Genomic DNA, 20155 nt, shown 5'->3' with positions numbered 1-20155 from the left:
GCAAGGCGATTGTGGGATTTTTTATGCAATTGCGATTCATTCAGGTGAACAATATGGTAGACTTAAAATGCAATAGGTCGGCTTCTCAAGGGAGGCGGCTCATCCCCTGTAGATAGAGAGGGGGTGAGGCGTATGACCACTTTTCAGGTGCTGTCTCTTCTGATCGCATTTGGGATGTTGGTCGCGTTCATGATGTCCAAAAAGGACTAATGACCTCCCTTGAGCTTTAGCGGGCTTAGGAGGTCATTGTCTGACTAACTGAGCCGCCCCTTTGGCGGGGCACGGTCTATTGTGCGATGACCGTAGGTGTGACAGCACCTGCGGTCTTGATTATGGTATTCACTTCCCACTCTTATCATACCACAAATGGCGACTATGTACACGGGTGCGTGTCACGGTTTACTCGGCGGCATTTAGGATCAAGGAAGAGAAGACCTTAATTTGTCGCCAATTTGTCGCCGAACCCCCGCGTTTACTATGCATATTCAAGATTTCTCTTAATCAATCCGACAAAGGCATCTACAAAAGTCTGTAAAAATTGAATGGTTCCCTCGTTGTTTATCTTTCCCTCTTCATCTAATAGCTTCGGTGTATTGAAAATGTAGACTTCAGGATGTTGGACTACCGGCATATTGACAGCCGTCAAGATTTGACGTAAATGATGATTGGCGCCGAATCCTCCCAAATTTCCTGGAGACTGACTGATAATGGCGGCTGGCTTCCCGTTCCATACATTATCCGTCTTGGGACGGGAACCGACATCCAGAGCATTACTTAATACAGCAGGCACAGACCGGTTATATTCAGGCGTTACAAATATAACCGCATCAAGCTCCTTTACTTTGTTGCGAAATGCCGTATATTCTTTCGGAACCCTGTTTTCATCATCATAATCCTGATTATATAAAGGCAGATTGCCAATCTCAATAAACTCTGTCTCGTATCCTTCAGGAAAGAGGGATACGACATTGGACGCAATTTTTTTAGAGAAAGATTCCTTTCGCAAACTGCCGACTAATACACCTATTTTTGTCACATAACCATCCCTTTCATTTAGAGTTACGGATGTTCAAATTTGACCGTGCAACGGTATTCGCACATCCACCTCCTGATGACACGCGCGGATAAGTACATTGTATCGCTCGATGACCACTCCCGCAAATTTGACATCACGGATACTTGTGGGCCATGTGTTAAGGTCGTCAGGCCGTGAGGCTGCCAACAAACTGGATGCCCTTTTTTTCAAAAAGGGTACTCGGATGTTGTGGTGGCACTTTGGAGAACGCGAAAAAATGTCGGTTGCAAAAAAGTATCGAATAATATAAAATTAAACCAAACAGTCGGTTTAGAATCTGGCACCATGACAACTGCGGAAGGATAAAAAAGCACGATATTTTTGGAGAGAGCAAAAGAACCGTTTTATATCAGAAGTCGTATTCAGGCACTTCCACGGAATTTAGTACGATACGGCAGTGTAAGCAAAGGGGGTATTTTTTATCGCTTTAAAAGTCAGGATGAGTTGTTTCTTTAGTTAATCGACGAAGATACAATGGAATGGCCAGTATCCCCATCGGTTACGTACTTCCTCAGAGGGGTGCTCTCAATTTTTTTTGCCAGCTATTAAACCGACTGGTCAGATTAAAACAGATGTCGCAAAGCTCCCTTATGAACAAGAATAAAAGCTGGCGTGGAATAAAATTAGGAAATGGGGTAGAGATGTGGAATTTGCTTTTTGGTTAGTCATCATTTTTACTTTATTGTATGAACCGATTGTTGGTTATGTTGATTTTCGAAAATTCAAATTAGATGTCAAAACGAACGAAAAAGCAAGAATCCATTACTATATCCATTCAATTATAGGTCTTTGGGTTCCCGCCATATTTATATTACTTTTAGCTGCATTTACCGACCTGACTTATAAGGATATTGGATTAACATGGCCAGCGATTAACACCGAGATTTTTGGCCCAGTTATTACCTATTCCGCATTCGGTATTGCGTTATTTTATTTATTTGTTATCTTGTACTACTTAATTGGCTACCGTTATAGTGCGAAGATTAAAAATCAATTATTGCAAGTAAAAGAAAAAGAATGGGAAAAAGCAGCTTTCTCAGAAATACTTCCGACAACTAAGAAAGAGAGGAAGTTGTGGAATTACGTTTCAATCACCGCAGCCGTAACCGAAGAAATTATATATAGAGGATTTTTAATCTCTGCTTTAGCATTCTTATTTCCTCATTTTTCAATTTGGCTAATTACGCTTTTAGCCTCATTCCTGTTTGGTCTCGCCCACACTTACCAGGGCTTGATAACGGGGGTTTTAAGGACGACAGTGATGGGAATGGTTTTTTCTATCCTCTATATTGGTTTAGGGTCAATTTTACCACTGATTGTTTTCCATTTCTTAATCGACTTTTTTGCACAATTAGGAGAAAATGTAACGGAAAAACAAACATGACTGTGAACGCTTGGAAATTTTCAAGCGTCATCGACTGCGTTTGCTCTCTCCATAATTTCCTGTACGATTGAACTTTTGGCATCCGCATAGTCTTGGACGTGTTTCCATTTACGGTCAGCTAATTTACGCTTTACCCTTGCATACTTCTCTCGGTCGGAGCGATTAATTCTCAGCCAATTGCGAAATCGCAGCATTCGGTCATTCTCAGAAGATCCTTTACTAAACACGTGTAAGTGAATATCTGCGTCAGGGCCTTTAAAAAGTCGGTGTTGAAACCAACCAGGTTCTCGAATGCGTAAAGTGTAGCCTGCCTCCTCCAGGTCAGGAACGTAAGCCCTTTCGTCAGCAGAATCCTTGACAACCAATAGAATATCAATAATTGGCTTAGAGCACATAAACCTGGCACTGAAGTTGATCCAACATGCTCCAACTGAAGTACCTTTTTACCGAGTATGGAGTAAATTCTTTTAGCCTCCCGGTCAAATAACTTCGGCCATTTCGGATCATAGTCAACGAGTGTAATGGGGGCGTTATGAGGTTTTAGTTCTCCTACTGTTACTTCCTGAAGTCTTTCCTCATTTTTAGATTTTGAACTATCGCGCATCAACGCCAATTAATCGCCCTTCATGGCGATTCGCCTGGCAGGTCGGCATTGGTCGTGAAGCGGGTGTTCACCAAGGTGTCCATGCCAAAATCATTTCAGAGCGACGTGGACATACCGAGATTCGTATCACGATGGATACCTATGATGTCCCCCATTTGTCCTCAAATCTCGTTTCCCTTACCAAGATAACACCTGCCAAAATAAGAAAACCCTTGATACCCAAGGGTTTAAAGTGGTGGGCGGTAGAAGGATCGAACTTCCGACCTCCACCGTGTCAAGGTGGCGCTCTCCCACTGAGCTAACCGCCCGTAAGTATCGGAGTGGTGGGCCTAACAGGATTCGAACCTGTGACCAATCGGTTATGAGCCGACCGCTCTAACCAGCTGAGCTATAGGCCCAAGAATGTCGTGGCGGAGCTGACGGGATTCGAACCCGCGATCTCCTGCGTGACAGGCAGGCATGTTAGGCCTCTACACCACAGCTCCACACCTAACGTGAGCACCAATTTAGAAATTTCGGCCTACGCTTAACCGTGACGTTTATGACAATGACAAACATTAATATACACCATTAAGGCCTGCTTTGCAAGAGATCGCCTCAACATTTTTGTTTGGGTGACACACTTCATGTAAAGAGCGTCTGCCAGCCCCATCCTTCTGTTACCACATATATTTGACGCCGTAACGTCCTTTTCGCGAGCGGAACACTTCGACTTCAGCTGGGCCGTCGTAACCGTTGATCCACCAATCTTCTCGCAGGCGGGCAGCCAAGCAGCGAGCCTGAAACTTCGATTCGTACAATTTTGCCCAGTATATCCAAGCCATCATGGCGCAATCCCCCTTCATCACTGCCTGTATGTTTATCGTTCGCGGTTCATCCTTTTTTTAATCATGTCTCCTGGCAAACGCACAAATCGACTTGATGCCCAAGCTAATCGCTTTCAGGGAACATACGATATCATAAAACACAATGAAGGGGTTGGCCGCAAATTTTTGGCCAACAGTCGCCTATCATGTTTCCTCCTCATTCGTGTCATGCCGAGCCTCCTGTCTCGGCTGTTTTTATGCACTGTTTTCGTTAACCGGCACTTTTCTCCCCCGAAATACTGCCTTCCGCCTCCTCTCTGTCCCGCATTTGGTGAGCCAGACGGCTTGAAGCTGAAGAAGCGATACTGGCCACAAGATCGTCTAAAAACGTGTGAATCTTTTTTCCTTTTTTATTGTCCAAGTTTCGTATGATGCCGACTTTCTGTTTGTCCAAATATCCGAACGTCGTCACAGCGATGCTGCCGTAGCCGAACACGGAGCCCAGAGCTAACGTCTCGTCACACCCAAACAACCCTTCATCCGCTTCGACAATCGATTGTAACGGTTCCGAGAGAAGGCCTTTCTCCGCTAACTGGTCCAGTTCGACTCCGACCAAAATCGCATGCTGAATCTCCCTTTTTTCTAACACGGCAATGACGCTGTCCAGACACAGTTCACGACTCAAGTCTCGATTGTACGGAGACTGCATCTCATAAACGATATCGGCAATGTCTTCTAACTGAACCCCTCGATCACGCAAGCGCTTAAGGGCAGCCTCTTTAACGTCTTTACTGTGAATGCGCTGAATGTTTGCCATCAAACCTCTCCTTTCGTCTTCCCTCTTTTGTATTTATCGGGGGATAAATTTATAATATCATATGAGAGGGGTATGTGTTCCGAAGGAGAGTGTGTCATTAAATGTCTTCACCGCGCAGCCAAATATCCCGGCATGCGATCGACAGTCGTTTTTTAAGGGAAACGCGGAAGTTCTGGTTGTACATTCCGGAAGACTTCGACCTTGATCAACCTTATCCTGTTCTGTATGCACACGACGGCGAAGATTATTTGACGATGGGCCGGATTCGCACGATTGCGAACGAACGCTACAGAGATGGGACACTAAAACCCATCGTCATAGTAGGCATTCCAGTGGACAAAAAATTGCGCAACGCGGAGTACCACCCGGAAGGACACCGACATCGAGCGTATCTGTCGTTCGTCGTCGAAGAATTAATCCCGTACGTGGAGAATAGTGTATTACAGCTTCGAACGAAAGAGCGGGCGACGATCGGTTCCTCCCTGGGAGGGGTCGTCGGTTGTCAGCTGGCCTGGAACTACCCAGAAAAATTTCAAATCGTCATCAGTCAGTCAGGTGCTTTCTACAGTCCGTCGACAACGGCAGCCCTTCACAACGCGCGACACCTGGATAAAACTCGCTACTACTTCATGGTCGGAACTAACGAACGTCACGTTTCCACATCAATGGGAACGATGGACTTCCTGCAGGCTAACCGAAAACTGCGGAATTTGTTAGAAGAAAAAGGCACTCCGTTCCACTATGAGGAACAGGAAGGCGGGCACACATGGGGACTGTGGCAAAAGAACCTGCCCGACGCCCTGGCCTATTTCTGGTCCAGATAATTTCGACAACCCAGCAGGAAAACCGTTGCCCAACGCGAATAATTTAATAAACGATCTTTGAGGAGGGAATTGTATTACATGAACTACGGTATTGTGATTTTCCCGCCACGGGATGTTCAAGACCTGGCGAATTCTTTCAGGAAACGCTATGATCCTCGCTATTCACTGATACCTCCACATATTACGTTGAAATACCCATTTCAGTTAAAAGAACGTAAACTTGAAGACGTCGTCAGCCACCTCGAGAAAGTGGCAGAACGTACAGAACCTTTTCAAATTGAATTTCACAAAGTGAGTACTTTCCATCCGACGACAAATGTCGTGTACTTGGCCATTCGGAATGAAGAACCCGTCATTCGTTTGCACGAACAGTGTAATGAGGGGATTTTATACGATGAAGAAACGTACAGTTACGTTCCGCATCTGACCATTGCGCAGGAGATGACAAACGCCGAATTAAATGACATATACGGAACACTGCGCATGAAAGATATAAACATCACGGCAGAAATCGACCGATTCCACCTTCTGTACCAGATGGAAAACGAGATGTGGACCGTATACCAAACGTTTCTGTTTAATAAAAAGAAGTAAATGAAAGAGGAGTTCCCGTGAACGTATCGGTTAAAAAGATCACCTCTGAGGACAAATCAGACGCATTCTGTGTTCGGCGACGAGTGTTTGTGGAGGAGCAACGCGTGCCGATGGAACTCGAGATTGATGAGTACGAGGACGAAGCGACGCACTTTGTCGCTTACATCGATGGAGAGCCGGTGGGAACGGCCCGCCTCCGCTGGAAAGACCACCTGACGGTGAAAGCGGAACGCGTTGCCGTATTAAAGCCGTACCGCGGGAACGGGGTCGGCAAATTGTTGATGCAGGCTCTTGAGGAGGAGGCTCGGCGAAAAAACGCCACTTCTATCCAATTGCACGCGCAAATTCAGGCCCAGCAGTTTTACGAACGACTAGGATATAAAGCTTACGGCGACCTCTTCTTCGATGCCGACATTGAGCACATCGCAATGAAAAAAACCTTTTATTGAAACACGCTGTCGGTGCATACGTTATTATAGGCAAAACTGTATATTATAAAATGAACCGGTTGAGGAGGTTGCCCTTTGGAGTTAGAGAAGTCGCTGCTCAACGGAATGGTGAAACCGTTTGCCGTCATTGACCACATCCTCCAGTCTCAAGGGTTTTCCCGTCGCGGAGACCAAACCGTCACCTACCACATTCACATTGAAGACACGGCGTCCCACACTGTCTATTTTTTGCGCATCCCCGCTCGCCACAAAGGAGGAAAAGGAACAGATGGTGCACTGTTACAACTGGATCGACCTTACGTTGGCAAAATGCGGGGTCCCAGTCGCTTTCAATCGACACAACACATTCCGAAGGCCGTCATCGAAGCAGCTCAGCACAAACTAGCGGAAATTGCCTCCTACCTTCAGACGATGTCCGAAAAACCATCTTAAAACAGCATCCGGGGAAAATCCCGGATGCTGTTTTACGCGTAACGATCAATTTTCTGTCCCTGCTGGAGAGTGTACCTTCCATCTTTCAGGCGTGCGGCGTTTGAATCTCCCTGATACTGTTTTAAAGCCAACGCTGTAGGCGGGATGTGTTGAACAGGTGTCACACGCTTTTCATTTCGCATCGCAACTTTAGCAGGGAGACGTTCCGAATACAATACCGACCACGGTGGAATACTATACATATCATGTTCACCCATCTTCATATTTAGGCCTCCTGTAACGGCGCAAGGCGATTGTGCGGCTGTAATGTGCCAATCGTATTGTTCACAAATTGTTAACGGTTTCTAAACCATATTGTAAATGTTTTGCGTTATGATAACAATACAGGATATTGTGATAGCATTCACGATCTTACGATATGGAGGGTAATGTCGTGATTAAACGCATATTGCTGATGGATTCCCACGCCCAGGCCTCCGCGGTGGTGAAAGCGATTCAGAACCGCATCCTGGAATTAAACCAGCTGGATAGACAGGGAAAACTGACGGAAGAGCAGTCGCGTGAGCGCAAGCTGTTAAATGAAGCGTATGAAAGAATGAGCAGTAGCGGCAAAGCGATTCCGTCCTTCGTGACCGAATCCAATTGGAGCGAGTGGACAAAATAGCGGGCGCACAAAAAAAGAAGCGCCATCACAAGTGACAGCGCTCAAAGGGAGGAATCTATTAGAAAGGGGTCATTCGATTATTATTATACACACTTCTTCTCGATTCCGTTAGTGTAATTTTACCTATTTTGATATAAATATAACGCTTACAATGTCGGACTTTCGTTGTGTTTTCAAAAAAGTTTCCTTTTCATGAAACAAAATTCGCCCGGATACCATTGTGGCATCCGGGCGAATGTCCTCCCATAATTTATTCATCCCGCTTAATTTAAACCGAGTTTCTCCGCGCACGCCCCCCAGGCATCCCAACCTTGGCGCGCTTGCAATTTTTTGCCCATCGCAATTTGTGTTTCCCGGCTGTGTTCGTGGGGGTATCCGCTTCCTCCTACGGCTCGCCACGAATCTAGACTGAACTGCAAGCCGCCGTAATAACCGTTACCGGTATTGGCCGACCAATTGCCTCCAGATTCGCAGGCGGCTAACTTATCCCACACACTGCCTGATGGCGTGCTTTTAGGCGTGCTTTTAGCAGACGACGACGATTGGTTTGACGACTTCCTTGATGCGAGTTTTACTCCAGACTCTTTTTTCTTCGCTTTTTGTTCTGTCTGTTGTTCTTTTGTGCCAATTTTGACGACTTTGTCTACTGGATCTATTACTTTGACGACTTCTTCATCTTTATCGATGAGTTCTCCGTTTTTGTAGACGTATGTAATTTCTGTGATTTTTTCTCCGGCTTTTCCTTCGCGGGCGAGGATTTCTTTTCCTTTTACCAGATTGGCGTCTTTTTGCTTAACCGTATCGAAAGGGATCTCGTCTTTCTCTGTTTTGACCTTCTTATCAATGCGGTCGACGACGATGTGCATGCCGTCCTGAACTCGACTGTCCAGAGACACGTTGATTTCGTCTAGCTCACCCAGGGTCACATTCATTTCATCTAAAAAGTCTTCAACCGTAAATTGTTTCGTTTTGACGGAAGCAGATTCGCCGCCATCGACGAGTGTGACACTAAATACACGTGTCATCCGAACGTGGACGTCATCGGTAATGGCTTGATCCCAAGGAACACTTGGCTCGTACTTGGCTTTTAATGCGTCGACATCGACTCCGGCGTCAGCCAACACTTCCTCCAGCGTTCCCTTCCACGTTTTGGCCAGAATATTCTTTTGCCCGTCGTTAAAGGTGACGGTCACTTCTTTCTGCATCGCGAAACTTGTGAACACTCCGGCCAAAGCGAGGACAGTGAGGATGCCTATACTTATAACGACCTTTCGCTTCATGCAACGCCTCCTTTGGAGTTTCGGGAGGAAAACGCCAATCTTGAGGCATTATAACAAACTTCACCGACTGAGTCACTGCCAAAATTTGTGTCGAATTGCCGCGACGTCTTTCGTTCCCTGTAATAACAGGATTCAAAAAATTTTTTGAACACGTTGAAATGACATCCATCGACAATGTCTCATCCCGGCTTACACACGGTGAGAAGCGACTCGAATGTAGTCGACGAACACAGTGCCGCGATCGACGTAAAACACGACAACAAGGGAACGCGTCGTCGTCGACGGAGGCGGTACAATTGTGAAGTACGAACTAAACCGCTGCGGTTTCACATGCGGTGGAAGGACCCGAAGCGGAGTCGTCCTCTGTATGCGCCCGTCACGACTTAAATAGGACACGACGGCAAACAACCGCGGTTGTATGTGCTCGGGACTGCGATTGAGCACACGAAAATACAGATAGTAGGCACACTGGCTCTCAAACGGACCGCTTACCGTTTGGAACAGCAGGCTGGGCGTTTCACTGTTCAGGTTCCCCATTGCCATGGAATAGTCGTGTTCCACCAGTGGATTGGCTGTCAAGTGAATGTTACGCCCTTTCCACGGATGGGAGCCTAGCCGAAAATTGCCGTTCTGCAGCAGGTTGCGGTTGGAACATTGCATGGAAACCGCCTCTTTTCTGTTGGCATATGAACACCGTATGCTCAAAAGAGGCGGCTTGCTTGGACTTCTGTTACCAAACGATGAGCCCGACAACGGTCGCCACCAGAAGGCCCGTTATCACGGGTAAGAAACTTTTGCGCACCAATTCAGTGATCGACACATTGGCAAACGCGGCAATGGCGACAATTGGAGACCATGCCACCAGTGTGCCGCCGCCGGTCCAGACGGCTCCAATTTGACCGATTGAGGCAAGTGTAGCAGGATCGACTTCTCCGCCTCCCATAGCTATCGCCAGTGTGCCCACAAGGGGCAAGCCAGAAAATCCGGAACCGTCCAAGCCGGTCAACATACCGATGGTAAGGATGCCCAAACTGGTCACGAACGGGAAATCCGCCACAACGTTTTGCAGTCCCATCGAAATGTCAAACAAATACCCCCTCGCCTGCTCTCCGAGGACCGCCTGGGATGCATCGGGACTTCCGAGCAAAAAAAATCCGGCAATTGGAATAACCGGTCCCATCGCCTTAAAGGCAAATACAAATCCGTCAATAAAATGCTGCACCACGGTATCGAGTGCCTTCCACCCTTCGCTCCAAAAGGAACCGAGGATGATGAGCAAAGCCGCCGTCCCTCCCAAAAGGGCCGTCGCCGCGTCTCCCGTTATATGTTGCCAAACCATGACAACTACGACGGCGACCAACACAATCGGAACTAAAATCGCCATGCCGAGTGCTGATTTTCCCGTCGGACGGCTTGAATCGTTGACAGACAAGCGGTTTCCGTTTAACATGTCTTGCGCGATGACAGGTTTCCCTTGTCTTTCCGCACGAAAAGCGCCATTTGTTTTCATACGACGCATCATGAAAAACGTAATGGAAAGGGCCACAATCCCTGCGACACAGGACAGGACGCCGGCACGCAAAATGATCGTTTCGACGGGCAAACCTGAGGATGCAGCTGTCAATTTCGGTGCACCTTGTATGACCACGTCACCGCCGAGTGCCATGCCGTGTCCGGCAAGGGACACCACCATTGCTGTTGCCATCGGATGAAGGCCGACGCGAATCGCTGCCGGAATGAGCAATCCCCCGATGAGGGGAACAACTGGAGCCGGCCAGAAAAAAACGGACAAGGCGAACGTCACGATAGCGAGGATGCAGAACGCCACATTGGGACCGACGATCCATCTCTCGATTGGCCGCAACATCAACCGGTCCGCTTGACTCGCTTCCAGCGTTTTCAGCAAACCGACCATTACGGCAATGATTAAGTAAATGTTGAACAACTTTTGTGCCGAAAAAAGACTGGCCTGAAAGATGGTGCCGATGCCAGCCACAATACTGTGATGGTAAGTCAATCCGAGGCAAAATGTAGCCAAAATTGATGGGACGACCACTCCTTTTCGCCGTAGCATTGTGAACAGAACGACAATGGCTCCGAGTAAGTAAACCCAATGACTGATCGTCCACGCCATACGCCCTCTCCCTCCATAGTGAGACTCCTAACCCAGTGTCAATACCGGGTTCGTATTAGACTATTCAGCCGGGGTTTTAAGGGAGCACGTCCCGTTCTCTTCCCTTCGGCGAACTTGACGGGATACGTATTGATGTTTGTCACACGTCTTAACACACGACATAAGATAAACAGTATCTCATGTGCAGGGAGTACGGGTGATGGACGATCCGTTGATGTACGTCGCACTGGGTGATTCTATCACCAACGGCCGCAACGTTCGCAAGAAACAGAGATACCCTTCTATTTTGACCAGGTGGTTGGCACAGTCCTTCCACCATCCAGTGTATGGACGAAACTGGGGAAAAAACGGGATGTCCAGTTCTGGCTTTTTGAATCAGTTGCAATCACCGCGCGTATTTGAAACCGTCCGTCACGCCCAGTTTGTCACGGTCTGCATCGGCGGGAACGATCTCATTTACGCCTACTTCAAATGGCGTTTATGGCGAAACGACACGTACTTGGACGAGGCTGTTCACACGTTAGCCCGCAACTTTCACCGCATTTGCGAACAGCTCCACTGGCTCGCCAGGGGAAACGTCGTCTTCGGGACGTTTTACAATCCGTTTCCGCTGACGCCATTAGCTGTCGAGACGGTGGAATTTTGCAATTACGGTGTCATACGCCCGACAGCCGAACGGTACGGGTTCCCTGTCGCCGATCTGTACGCGGCTTTCCGGGGAAGAGAGTCGATCCTCCTGGAAAATTACCGTACAGGGCGGTTGGAAGAGTACCGTCCCTTGAGCCGCCGCTCTCCCGTCCACCCCAATGTGGACGGCTATTCCACTATTGCCCACTGTTTTGCAAGAGAATTGCTGAAATGATCTTCGCATCGCAATGATGGTGAACCTTAAAGTTTTCCGCCATCACGAACGACAAAAAGGTCTTCCCATTCATCGGATTCTGCCATTCACCTTTTTGGGGCCTCATCCGCTCCTCCTTTAAGCCCGTTTTAACCACGTTCGATATTTCCTGCTCCTTACAAAATCCTAACAAAATGAAAGGAACGCACACGTGTGTGACGTGTACGTTCCTCGCCTCCCGTCAACCTGTTTACTTCTCCTTGGACAGCGTCCGTTTAATGGCGTTCACGACGCGGCTTCCGACGAGACTGTCCGCCTTTTCTACGATCTCCTGCACTTTTTCGAGCAAGTCGGCATCCCCTGTCCAGTGCTCCAGCACGATCTCCTGCTCCACGTCCAATAACACCCGCTTCAGCGCGTAGACGGCCAACACGAGGTCATCCAGCCATCCCAGGCCGAACATCATGTCGGGAATGAGGTCGATGGGCGAAATGAAGTACGCGATCGTAATCCCGGCCACGATTTTTGTTTCCTTTGGAACGCGGCTATCCCGCGCCAGGCGAACGAACAGGACGAACAAATCCGGGAGCAAAAGCAAGTAGTCCGCTGTCCGCTCTCCCAACTTGTCCCGGTATTCGTTCAACTTGTCCCGCAACTGGCGGCGCAACTTGTCGTAAAAGCGCTGTTCCTTGCGATTCATCGATACAACGACGGGGACGTTGGGATTGTCTTGCTTTTCATTACCGTCTTGTGTCATCTAGAAACACCTCACCATTTTATTCAACATTTAAGTATTGGCGGCAGTGGCAGCTTTCATCCGTACAAGGCGGCAATGCGCCCTCGAGAGACAAGCGGTGCATCGCAGCTAACGCCTGTTCCCACTCCCGCTTTTTCTGTTCTAACTGCAGAGCATTGACCTCTACTTCCACCGGGCGATTCCCTTGTAAAAAGTAGAGGATGGCTTGTTTCACCGGAAGTTGGAGCAATTCTTGCACGACGGCGGCATACATTTGCACTTGGACTGTGTACGCTGCCGCTAAACGGTCTAAATGGTTTTCGTCCTCAATCCAGTTGGTCTTAAAATCTAAAAGCGTGGCCTCCCCTTTTACATCGACAAACAGTTTGTCAATGACGCCCGTCACCGTGTGGGGGCCGATCCGGTAATGGAAAGGCAATTCATTCCACACGCGCTTTGCTTGTCTGCTTTTCGCAAACCACTCACTGTGGCGGTAGTGGTCCACCATGGCATGAATCGTCTGGACGACGTCGTCTGTATGGAAGTCCAACCCTTCGCTCTGGCAGGCATCGGCGATAAGCTCGTCAACGGGCACCTCCTGTTCCACCCGCTCCATGACGCGGTGCAGGACATTCCCGACTTCGATCCCCGTCAAACGTCTCACCGGTTGTTCCGCTTCTACTCCGTTGCGTTCTGAAGAAGACTGCTGTGGCATTTTCAGGCAGTGTTTCAGAACGTATAAGCGGGGACATTCGGTGTAGTCCATCAAGGCCGACACGGAGTGAACGTCACCGCCCTTAGCATCACGTGCAAGATCTAACGGTGCGTACAACGGGTAAAAAGCGGTCGCTCCCTCACGTTGAAGCCATGGAAGGTCCTTCTCTTTTTTCACGGACACAGTATCAGCAGCGGTGTCTTCACGTCGTTCGTCTTCTGCCTCATCCAACTCCCACGTTACCTTTAACGACCAGTCCGTGTCAAGGGACAGAACCCCGGGGGGAAGGTCGCTCAGTTGTTTGGCTCCCAAATGCTTGACGACCCAGTCCAGCCATTGGTGCTTCAACGATTCACTCGGGCGCTTCTGCTCTTTCTGCGAACCGGCAAGGAGCAAGTAGTCGCGTGCCCGGGTGACGGCGACGTAAAACAGGCGGTACGCCTCCTTCAGCTCCCGATCTCGCGCCATTTCGCTCAAGCTGTCGAACAGCCCGTCCCCTTCCGCTTCCCCGCTCTCCCGGAACGTTTTCACAGCGAGCCCGTGACCCGGGGCGTACAACACCCGCGGGCTCAGCGCTCCCTTTTGCAAGACGTTGCGGGACAAGTCGGGAAGCACGACAACTGGAAATTCGAGACCCTTAGAAGCGTGGACCGTCATGATCACCATCGCATTGCCCCGGTCGCGAATCCACTCGGCTTCCGTCTCTTCCATCCCTTCCTCGCGCAGCGTCTCCATCCGGGCCAAAAAGTCGAACAAGGTCAAACCTTGTCCGTCAGATTCCCGGGCGATGTCCAGCAGTTTCTCCACATTGAGTGCCGCCTGCTCCCCGTTCGGCAGCGCCAGCAGCACCGATATGTACCCGCTGTCGTCCAGTATCGAGCGCATCAGGCGGTAGACGTTATCGGTCTGCTTCAGCTGTTCCCAACGCAAGTAGCGTTCCCGCGCCTGGAGCAGCCGTTCCCACTCGACTGGCTCCACTTCTCTCGGCGGGGTCTCGAGGTAAAAAAAGGCTCGGGACAGCCGCTGTTCCCGGGTCAGCCAGTACAGCGTCTCATCGCTTAAGTGCACGAACGGCGAACGCAAAAACCCCAACAGGGCCAGTTCATCGTCCCGGTTTTGCACGAACTTCAACACGTTCAGCACATCGAGCACTTCTTGTTTACGGTAAAAGCCGCGTCCGCCGACGACAGTGTACGGAATCCCTTCGTTCAGGAGCGCTTGCTCGTACACGTCCAAGTGCGTCCGCGTCGCCAAAAGGAGGGCGATATCCCGGTATTCCACTGGCCGCGGCTTCTCTTCCCCGCCTCGTGCCTCCCACACGAGGGGCTCTTTTCCCTCAACCATCAGTCGGATGCGCCGTGCCACCCGCTCAGCCTCCATCTGCCGCGCATCGTCGTCACTGTCCTTCGGAATCGCCGTCGCCAGCAATTCTACTGCCGGACGGTCGTGTGGAGGCTTGCGGTGGGCGACGAGCGGTTCGTAAGCAACAGCGTAGTCAGGGTCCCCTTCTTCTTTTTGCATGAGGAAGGCGAACAGGGAATTGATGTAGTGGATGAGCCGGTGCTGGGTGCGAAAGTTGACGTCGAGGGAAACGGCGGCTCCCCCGCTCTGCCGTATGTCGGCATCGGTCCGGTTGAAGACGGCCACGTCGGCGCCGCGGAATTGGTAGATGGACTGTTTCCCGTCACCGACGACGAACTGCTTCACTCGCCCGTCACTGCCGATGAGCCTGTCGAGGATGTCCTTTTGCAGACTGTTCGTATCTTGGAACTCGTCCACCATGACGTAATGCAGCGTCTGCCGCCACCGCTCCGCCACTTCCGGATGGCGGGAGAGCATGTCCGTCGTCACCTGCTCCAGATCGTGGAAGTCCAGCCCTTGTTTGCGGCGCTTCGCTTCCCGGTACTTTTCTGCCGCGCTGGTGGTCAAGCTGACGATGTCGCGCAACAGTTCCCGGTATGCAGGCGCTTCAGTGTAGAGCAGCCACTCCGCCACCTTTTCCTTTAACTGTCCGTGCAGCGCCTTCAGGTGGTCCGGCCCCGTGTTCCGCCACATGTTCCCTTTCAGTGAAACGAAGACGTCGGCCGTCTCCCGCTCATACGTTCCGTCCCAGCCGGCCGTCCGGTTGATGGCGGAGACGAGATTGGTCAGCCAGGCATGGGCATCGGTTAGATAGTTGGGCGGATGCTCGCGCTCGTCGAGAAGTTCCTCCACACATGCCAGAGCGTCATCCGCCAGTTGCAGCAGTTCTTCCCTTATGGCGTGAAACCGTTCCTTCCGCTCGTCCAGCGTGGCAAACGTTTCGCTTAAAATGTCCTCTTCCCGCACGTGATAAGTGCGCATGTGGTGGTGCAAGGCCAAAATGTTCCGAATGACGGTGCGGCGGTCACCCAGTTCCCGGTACACGCGTTCGGCGCGAGCCCCTGACTCCTGGAGCCACGTGTCGACGGCTTCTGTGAACACCTCCCGTTCCAACAGGACGGCCTCTTTCTCGTCTAAGACGTGAAACGCGGGGTCTACGCCCGCTTCCAGCGGGGCGTCCTTCAGCAGTCGGGTGCAAAAGCCGTGAATCGTCGTAATGACCGCCCGCTCCAACTCTTGTTTGCACCGGTTCCAATAAGCCGCCTCCTCTGAACTTGCCGACGTTTCCTCCATCTTGGCAATCGCCTGGCGAATGCGCCCTTTCATTTCTGCCGCCGCTTTTTTCGTGAAGGTGATGGCGGCGATTTGCTCCGGCCGGGTTCCGTAGTTGAGCATTTCGATATACCGTTCGGTCAACACCCACGTCTTGCCCGACCCGGCACCGGCCGAGACGATGACATCGCGGTCGATCAGTTCAATCGCCCGCTGTTGTCCCGGCTGTGGAGCGGGATCGCGTGTGATGTGACGTATGGGGACACTCCCATTCACTTCGTTCCACCCCTTTCAGAAAGACAGACGTTAATGTTGTGACGGCACTGGCAATCGTATGAACATGGTGTGACCGGGCGCGGAGAGGAGGTGTCTTGAGGCCATTCCAAAAAAAGGTGGCCGTTCGAGGGCACGGCCTTTGAAGCGGATCTCCACGCTGCCGTTTCGATAAGGATCTCGTCCATTCAAGGATGCAGTCTTCCATGGCCTTAAGACATCTCTCTCCCGCTGCGAATGACGCCTACACGTTTTTCTTATCCACGGTGGACCCGTGCACCATCGCTTGCTCACACAATTGCCAGTCAGGTAACCAGCCGGTTAACGCTTTATCCCTTGATGGCGGTACAGGGCCTCATCGCCGTAATACGGGTTCGGTTCGTGTTCCGGCAGCATGTAAAACCGGCCGTGGCGGATGCCGTCCAACAAGTCGGCCACCCGTTCCAAGGCTGTCTCTGCCACTTGCACGACGTCGTCAGCTACCCCCGACCGCAACTTGCCTAACCCGAGGTCGGTGAGCGACGCCTCCTCCCAGATGCCGATTTTTTTGTACTTGTCTTGGGCGCGCAGTCCGTAAAAACCGGCGCCAACGGGCTTTCCCGGACGCCCTTGTTCTTCCAGCCAGCGACGGTAGGCGAGCACGTACAACGGCAGTTGGAAGTTCGTCGTCTCCTCCACGTTCTGGCACCCTTCGTAACGCATCGTCGACAGTTTGTAGTCGTACAGCACGAAGTGCCCGTCTTCGTCGTGATCGATGCGATCAATCCGCCCCACCAACCGGAGCGTCTCGCCCCTTAAGGACAGGGAAATCGGGTGTTCGCTCGAATGCCTGTCGACGCCCTCCCTGCCGCGGGGAAGTCCGAACGAAAACTCTACGTGACGCGGCTTAAAGCGCCGTCGTCCCTGTCTTTTGTATTCGTGTTGCAACCACTGCTCCAGCATCCGGGACAACCGCTTCTTTTCCAACGGCCACAGGGGCGGCAACGCGTGGGCCTGTTCGTGCTCCCACGTTGCTGTCACCTCCTGGAACACGGAACGAAGGGTCGCCTGCCACTCTTCTAAGGGGACATCACACATGTGCCGATCCAAGCGGGAAGCCAACAGACGACGCAATACTTCGTGCAGCACGTTTCCGGCATCGAGGGGAGACAACGTCTGTTCCGTCTCTTCCAGTGGTTCGACGCCGAGAACGCGGGAGAAGAAAAAGTGCAGCGGACACGCGGCGTAATCGTTGAGCTGCGACACGCTGTAGGTGCGGTCCGGAGAAAACTCCTGACGGAGCCGGGCGTGAATGCGGGGGTCGAGCAAATGGCCATCCCATCGCCCGTAAGTCGGCCGGTAACGTTCCTGCTCAATCTCCGCGCGCTCCACCAGCTGACAGAGAGCTGGCCGCTCTTCCCTGTAGACGGGATCGTCCGTTTGGACGAGCGATTGCTGAAACGCCTCTCCCCCTTCCGCCCATTTGGCCATAAACCAGTGCCGGTACTCTTGGGGAGAAGTCACATCCCTCGCCTCTTCGGCGTACAAACGGCTCTCCATCGCTTCTTTGAACCGGGGTGGGGACAGCCAGGGGCCTGTGGCGTACTGGCGTTCCAACTGATCCAAAAAACGCGAACGCAACATTTCCTCATTCCCTTCAGGTGAAACGTAGGAGAGAATTAAGCGTCGCCGCGCCGTGCAGACCGCCATCTCAAAAAACAGCTGTTCCATCTCGTTGTGGGCGTAACTGGCCGGCAAACGGGCTTGTCCTCCGTGAAACGCCACCCGTTCTGCATCGCGGATGAGCCAGTCTTCAGCATGGTGGACCGGAAAACTGCCTTCATTCAGTCCGATGATGAACACCGTGTCGAAACTGGCCCCTCTTACGCCTGACGGGTCCATGAGGCGTACGCCCCCGGTGTGACCGAAGGTGACAGTGACCCGTTTTCGGGACAGGAGAGCGCTCAATTCCCGCACGAACGCGTCGCGGGACGTGCGGCTGCTCTCCGGGATGAGCCCTTCCATCTCTTTCATTTCTTGCAACGTATCACAAAGGGTGCGATACGCGTCCCAATCGCGGCGATACCCGTTTACCTCTCCCCGTTTTAAATGACGACTCCACACGCGCTTGACGCACCCTTCCACATCCAGCTCGTCCCACATCCGTTCAACAGCTTTGACAAATGCGGACCACGATGCGGCCGATGCCCACGCCTCCTCAATCTGCTGTAATTCGTCGAACCAGGCGAGGATGCGCTGTACGTTCTGTCTCTGTCGTGCCAGTTGCTTTAGCCGCCTCTCCCGCTCCGCCGGCTCCCAATCGGCACCTTGCGCTTCCTGTTCTAGCCATTCCAGGCGGCCCAACTCCCGCTTGCAGGCGTTTTGCCAGTTCGTCCGGCCTTTGTCGATGCCGACTTTTTTCACCCACGTCTCCAACCCGTAGGGCGGACGGTGTTGCCAGCGTAAGTACCCTCCCTCAGCCAGGCAGATCAGATCGCGCCGTTCCCAATCGGATACGGCAAGGCGCAGCAGCGACACGAGCTGCCGCGCCATGGCCGTTTCGTGCAAACCGACCTGTTCATGGTCGTACAGGGGCACCCCGTCTCGCTGCATGACATCGTGGATGAGCGGTTTATAGCTTTCGTCTTTGACGACGATGACAATATCGCTTGGGGCGATGCCTTCTGCGCGAACGATGCGTTTGATCTCTTTGGCAACCGTCTCGATTTCCCGCTTCCGTGTGCAGGCGGGCAAACATTCCAACCCCTCCGGCGCACAGGCAGTCCCTTCCTCGTTTCCGTCTGTCACCCCGCTTCGTTCCAACAGGTGGGGAGGAGCGAGCGGTGCAGTCGATGCGCCAGAGAGCCAGTCCCTCTCCAACTGTTCCCGCGCTGCCGTCTGCGAACGCCCGGAGAGCTCTACACGCTCCAGCCCCCACTGTTCCAGAGCGCGCACCGTCTCGTGCAACTGTGCCGTCAGTTGTGGCAGTTGCCCCCCTTTCTCCCAGGGAAACGGGATGTAAATGCCGACTTCGGCAGACGCTTTGACGAGGGAGCGCAACAGCCGCATTTGTAGCGGCGTAAAATCGGTAAAATGGTCCACCCACAACGTATGTATATCGGTAAACGACAACCGGTCAACCAGTGAGTGATCGAGGGTGTGACGTCCTTCGAGAATGTGGCACGCCTTGAGCAGCAATTCCTCTGGATCGACACCAGTACGGTTTCCGTCTCCTAAGTGTAATGCCTCTTGGTAACGCAAAAACAAAAAAGCGAGGGCTTGCTGCCGCCTGGCGGACGGTTGATCCGACCGATCCCGCTGTAAGTACGAGGCCACGGCTTGTTCCGTCAACCCTGACCGCTTCATCTCCCCGATGGCGTGGGCAAGGGATCGGGCCAGGCCCGGTTGATCGAGAATCGGCTGGAACACGTACAGGCGGGGATCATCGGCGTGACGTTCCAGCAGCTTCTCCACCAGTTTTTCCCGCGCGTACGGATTGAGAAACAGCGTCCGCCTGTGGACGTGTTTCACCAGGCGCGCGGCGATGTCGTCAAACGTCAAGAGCGGCACGTCCACCAGCCCGCCGCGGCCTTCCAACAGCATCTCGCGCACCGTCTGGAGCAAATGCCGCGTCGGCAGTATCCACAGCCACTGCTCCGTCGGCATCTTACGCGCCCGCTCCACCCATACGTGCCGCAGCCGGGCAGAGAACGGCCCCGTATACAACCGCTTCACTACAAGTACCTCCCCTGTCTCTCCCGTCAATCTATTCAATATGGTGGTTCATTACCCACTACTGTTCGCCGATCATGAGCTTACACTTATTATAGCAAACCTTTTGACGCCGTATGGTCATGAAACGTCTGTTTGCGTTCCACCCAAACGGCCGACATGAAAAAGTGCACCCCCTTGCT

17 protein-coding genes, 3 tRNA genes and 1 pseudogene are annotated in these 20155 nt (G+C 51.8%); 7 read left to right on the top strand and 14 right to left on the bottom strand.

Features of this window, described 5'->3' with window-relative positions; all coding sequences use genetic code 11:
- Window positions 1–475: 475 nt before the first annotated feature.
- Complete coding sequence (locus tag B0W44_RS12070) at window positions 476–1036, bottom strand: NADPH-dependent FMN reductase (protein WP_077720253.1); 561 nt, start codon at window positions 1034–1036, stop codon at window positions 476–478.
- Between the two features lie 682 nt (window positions 1037–1718).
- Between B0W44_RS12070 and B0W44_RS12065 the strand changes: the two genes are divergently transcribed.
- Window positions 1719–2459 carry a CPBP family intramembrane glutamic endopeptidase gene (locus tag B0W44_RS12065; protein WP_077720252.1) on the top strand — a complete coding sequence of 247 codons (741 nt, stop codon included), beginning with the start codon at window positions 1719–1721 and terminating at the stop codon, window positions 2457–2459.
- A gap of 20 nt (window positions 2460–2479) precedes the next feature.
- On the opposite strand, the pseudogene B0W44_RS12060 reads toward B0W44_RS12065, so the two are convergent.
- The 6 genes and pseudogenes from B0W44_RS12060 to B0W44_RS12040 all read right to left on the bottom strand — a co-directional run bounded on the left by B0W44_RS12060 (window position 2480) and on the right by B0W44_RS12040 (window position 4686).
- A pseudogene (locus B0W44_RS12060) lies at window positions 2480–3063 on the bottom strand (GrpB family protein).
- A 233-nt stretch (window positions 3064–3296) separates the two neighbouring features.
- Window positions 3297–3371 (bottom strand) — tRNA-Val (locus B0W44_RS12055).
- 13 nt (window positions 3372–3384) lie between these two features.
- Window positions 3385–3461, bottom strand: a tRNA-Ile gene (locus tag B0W44_RS12050).
- Window positions 3462–3471: 10 nt separating this feature from the next.
- Window positions 3472–3548: transfer RNA gene (locus tag B0W44_RS12045), tRNA-Asp, on the bottom strand.
- 174 nt (window positions 3549–3722) lie between these two features.
- A complete protein-coding gene (locus B0W44_RS18205; RefSeq protein ID WP_169835344.1) occupies window positions 3723–3890 on the bottom strand; it encodes a hypothetical protein in 168 nt (55 codons plus the stop codon).
- A gap of 250 nt (window positions 3891–4140) precedes the next feature.
- The gene (locus B0W44_RS12040) at window positions 4141–4686 is read right to left on the bottom strand and encodes a phosphatidylglycerophosphatase A family protein (protein WP_077720251.1); all 546 of its coding nucleotides are present in this window, start codon (window positions 4684–4686) and stop codon (window positions 4141–4143) included.
- Between the two features lie 101 nt (window positions 4687–4787).
- Between B0W44_RS12040 and B0W44_RS12035 the strand changes: the two genes are divergently transcribed.
- From B0W44_RS12035 to B0W44_RS12020, 4 genes are all read left to right on the top strand, one after another.
- A complete protein-coding gene (locus B0W44_RS12035) occupies window positions 4788–5510 on the top strand; it encodes an alpha/beta hydrolase (protein ID WP_077720250.1) in 723 nt (240 codons plus the stop codon).
- Between the two features lie 78 nt (window positions 5511–5588).
- Window positions 5589–6104 (top strand): 2'-5' RNA ligase family protein, encoded by a 516-nt coding sequence (locus tag B0W44_RS12030; RefSeq protein WP_077720249.1) that lies wholly within the window; start codon window positions 5589–5591, stop codon window positions 6102–6104.
- A gap of 17 nt (window positions 6105–6121) precedes the next feature.
- Window positions 6122–6553, top strand: coding sequence for a GNAT family N-acetyltransferase (locus tag B0W44_RS12025; RefSeq protein WP_077720248.1), 432 nt, complete (start codon window positions 6122–6124; stop codon window positions 6551–6553).
- A gap of 75 nt (window positions 6554–6628) precedes the next feature.
- Window positions 6629–6985, top strand: a complete 357-nt coding sequence (locus B0W44_RS12020; RefSeq protein ID WP_077720247.1) for a hypothetical protein — start codon at window positions 6629–6631, stop codon at window positions 6983–6985.
- A 32-nt stretch (window positions 6986–7017) separates the two neighbouring features.
- On the opposite strand, the gene B0W44_RS12015 is transcribed toward B0W44_RS12020, so the two are convergent.
- Window positions 7018–7248, bottom strand: a complete 231-nt coding sequence (locus B0W44_RS12015; RefSeq protein ID WP_077720246.1) for a hypothetical protein — start codon at window positions 7246–7248, stop codon at window positions 7018–7020.
- A gap of 170 nt (window positions 7249–7418) precedes the next feature.
- Between B0W44_RS12015 and B0W44_RS12010 the strand changes: the two genes are divergently transcribed.
- Window positions 7419–7649 (top strand): hypothetical protein, encoded by a 231-nt coding sequence (locus tag B0W44_RS12010; protein WP_077720245.1) that lies wholly within the window; start codon window positions 7419–7421, stop codon window positions 7647–7649.
- Between the two features lie 263 nt (window positions 7650–7912).
- Here B0W44_RS12010 and B0W44_RS18985 read toward each other — a convergent pair whose 3' ends face one another.
- The 3 genes from B0W44_RS18985 to B0W44_RS11995 form a co-directional block, all read right to left on the bottom strand.
- The gene (locus tag B0W44_RS18985) at window positions 7913–8929 is read right to left on the bottom strand and encodes a resuscitation-promoting factor (protein WP_077720244.1); all 1017 of its coding nucleotides are present in this window, start codon (window positions 8927–8929) and stop codon (window positions 7913–7915) included.
- A 189-nt stretch (window positions 8930–9118) separates the two neighbouring features.
- Window positions 9119–9589 carry a hypothetical protein gene (locus B0W44_RS12000; RefSeq protein ID WP_077720243.1) on the bottom strand — a complete coding sequence of 157 codons (471 nt, stop codon included), beginning with the start codon at window positions 9587–9589 and terminating at the stop codon, window positions 9119–9121.
- Window positions 9590–9659: 70 nt separating this feature from the next.
- Entirely contained in the window at window positions 9660–11063 is a 1404-nt protein-coding gene (locus B0W44_RS11995) for a hypothetical protein (RefSeq protein ID WP_077720242.1), read from the bottom strand.
- Between the two features lie 199 nt (window positions 11064–11262).
- On the opposite strand from B0W44_RS11995, the gene B0W44_RS11990 reads away from it, so the two are divergent.
- Entirely contained in the window at window positions 11263–11925 is a 663-nt protein-coding gene (locus B0W44_RS11990; protein WP_077720241.1) for an SGNH/GDSL hydrolase family protein, read from the top strand.
- Between the two features lie 229 nt (window positions 11926–12154).
- Here the strand turns inward: B0W44_RS11990 and B0W44_RS11985 are convergent, their stop codons facing one another.
- From B0W44_RS11985 to B0W44_RS11975, 3 genes are all read right to left on the bottom strand, one after another.
- Complete coding sequence (locus B0W44_RS11985) at window positions 12155–12661, bottom strand: YkvA family protein (RefSeq protein ID WP_077720240.1); 507 nt, start codon at window positions 12659–12661, stop codon at window positions 12155–12157.
- Window positions 12662–12680: 19 nt separating this feature from the next.
- Window positions 12681–16265, bottom strand: coding sequence for a UvrD-helicase domain-containing protein (locus tag B0W44_RS11980; protein ID WP_077720239.1), 3585 nt, complete (start codon window positions 16263–16265; stop codon window positions 12681–12683).
- A 318-nt stretch (window positions 16266–16583) separates the two neighbouring features.
- Window positions 16584–19976 (bottom strand): PD-(D/E)XK nuclease family protein, encoded by a 3393-nt coding sequence (locus tag B0W44_RS11975; protein WP_077720238.1) that lies wholly within the window; start codon window positions 19974–19976, stop codon window positions 16584–16586.
- Between the last annotated feature and the right edge of the window lie 179 nt (window positions 19977–20155).

It is taken from the genome of Novibacillus thermophilus (genome assembly GCF_002005165.1).
GTDB classification, from domain to species: domain Bacteria; phylum Bacillota; class Bacilli; order Thermoactinomycetales; family Novibacillaceae; genus Novibacillus; species Novibacillus thermophilus.
The sequence above is the reverse complement of the archived record's forward strand: the minus strand, read 5'-3'. Positions and strand labels throughout refer to the sequence as shown.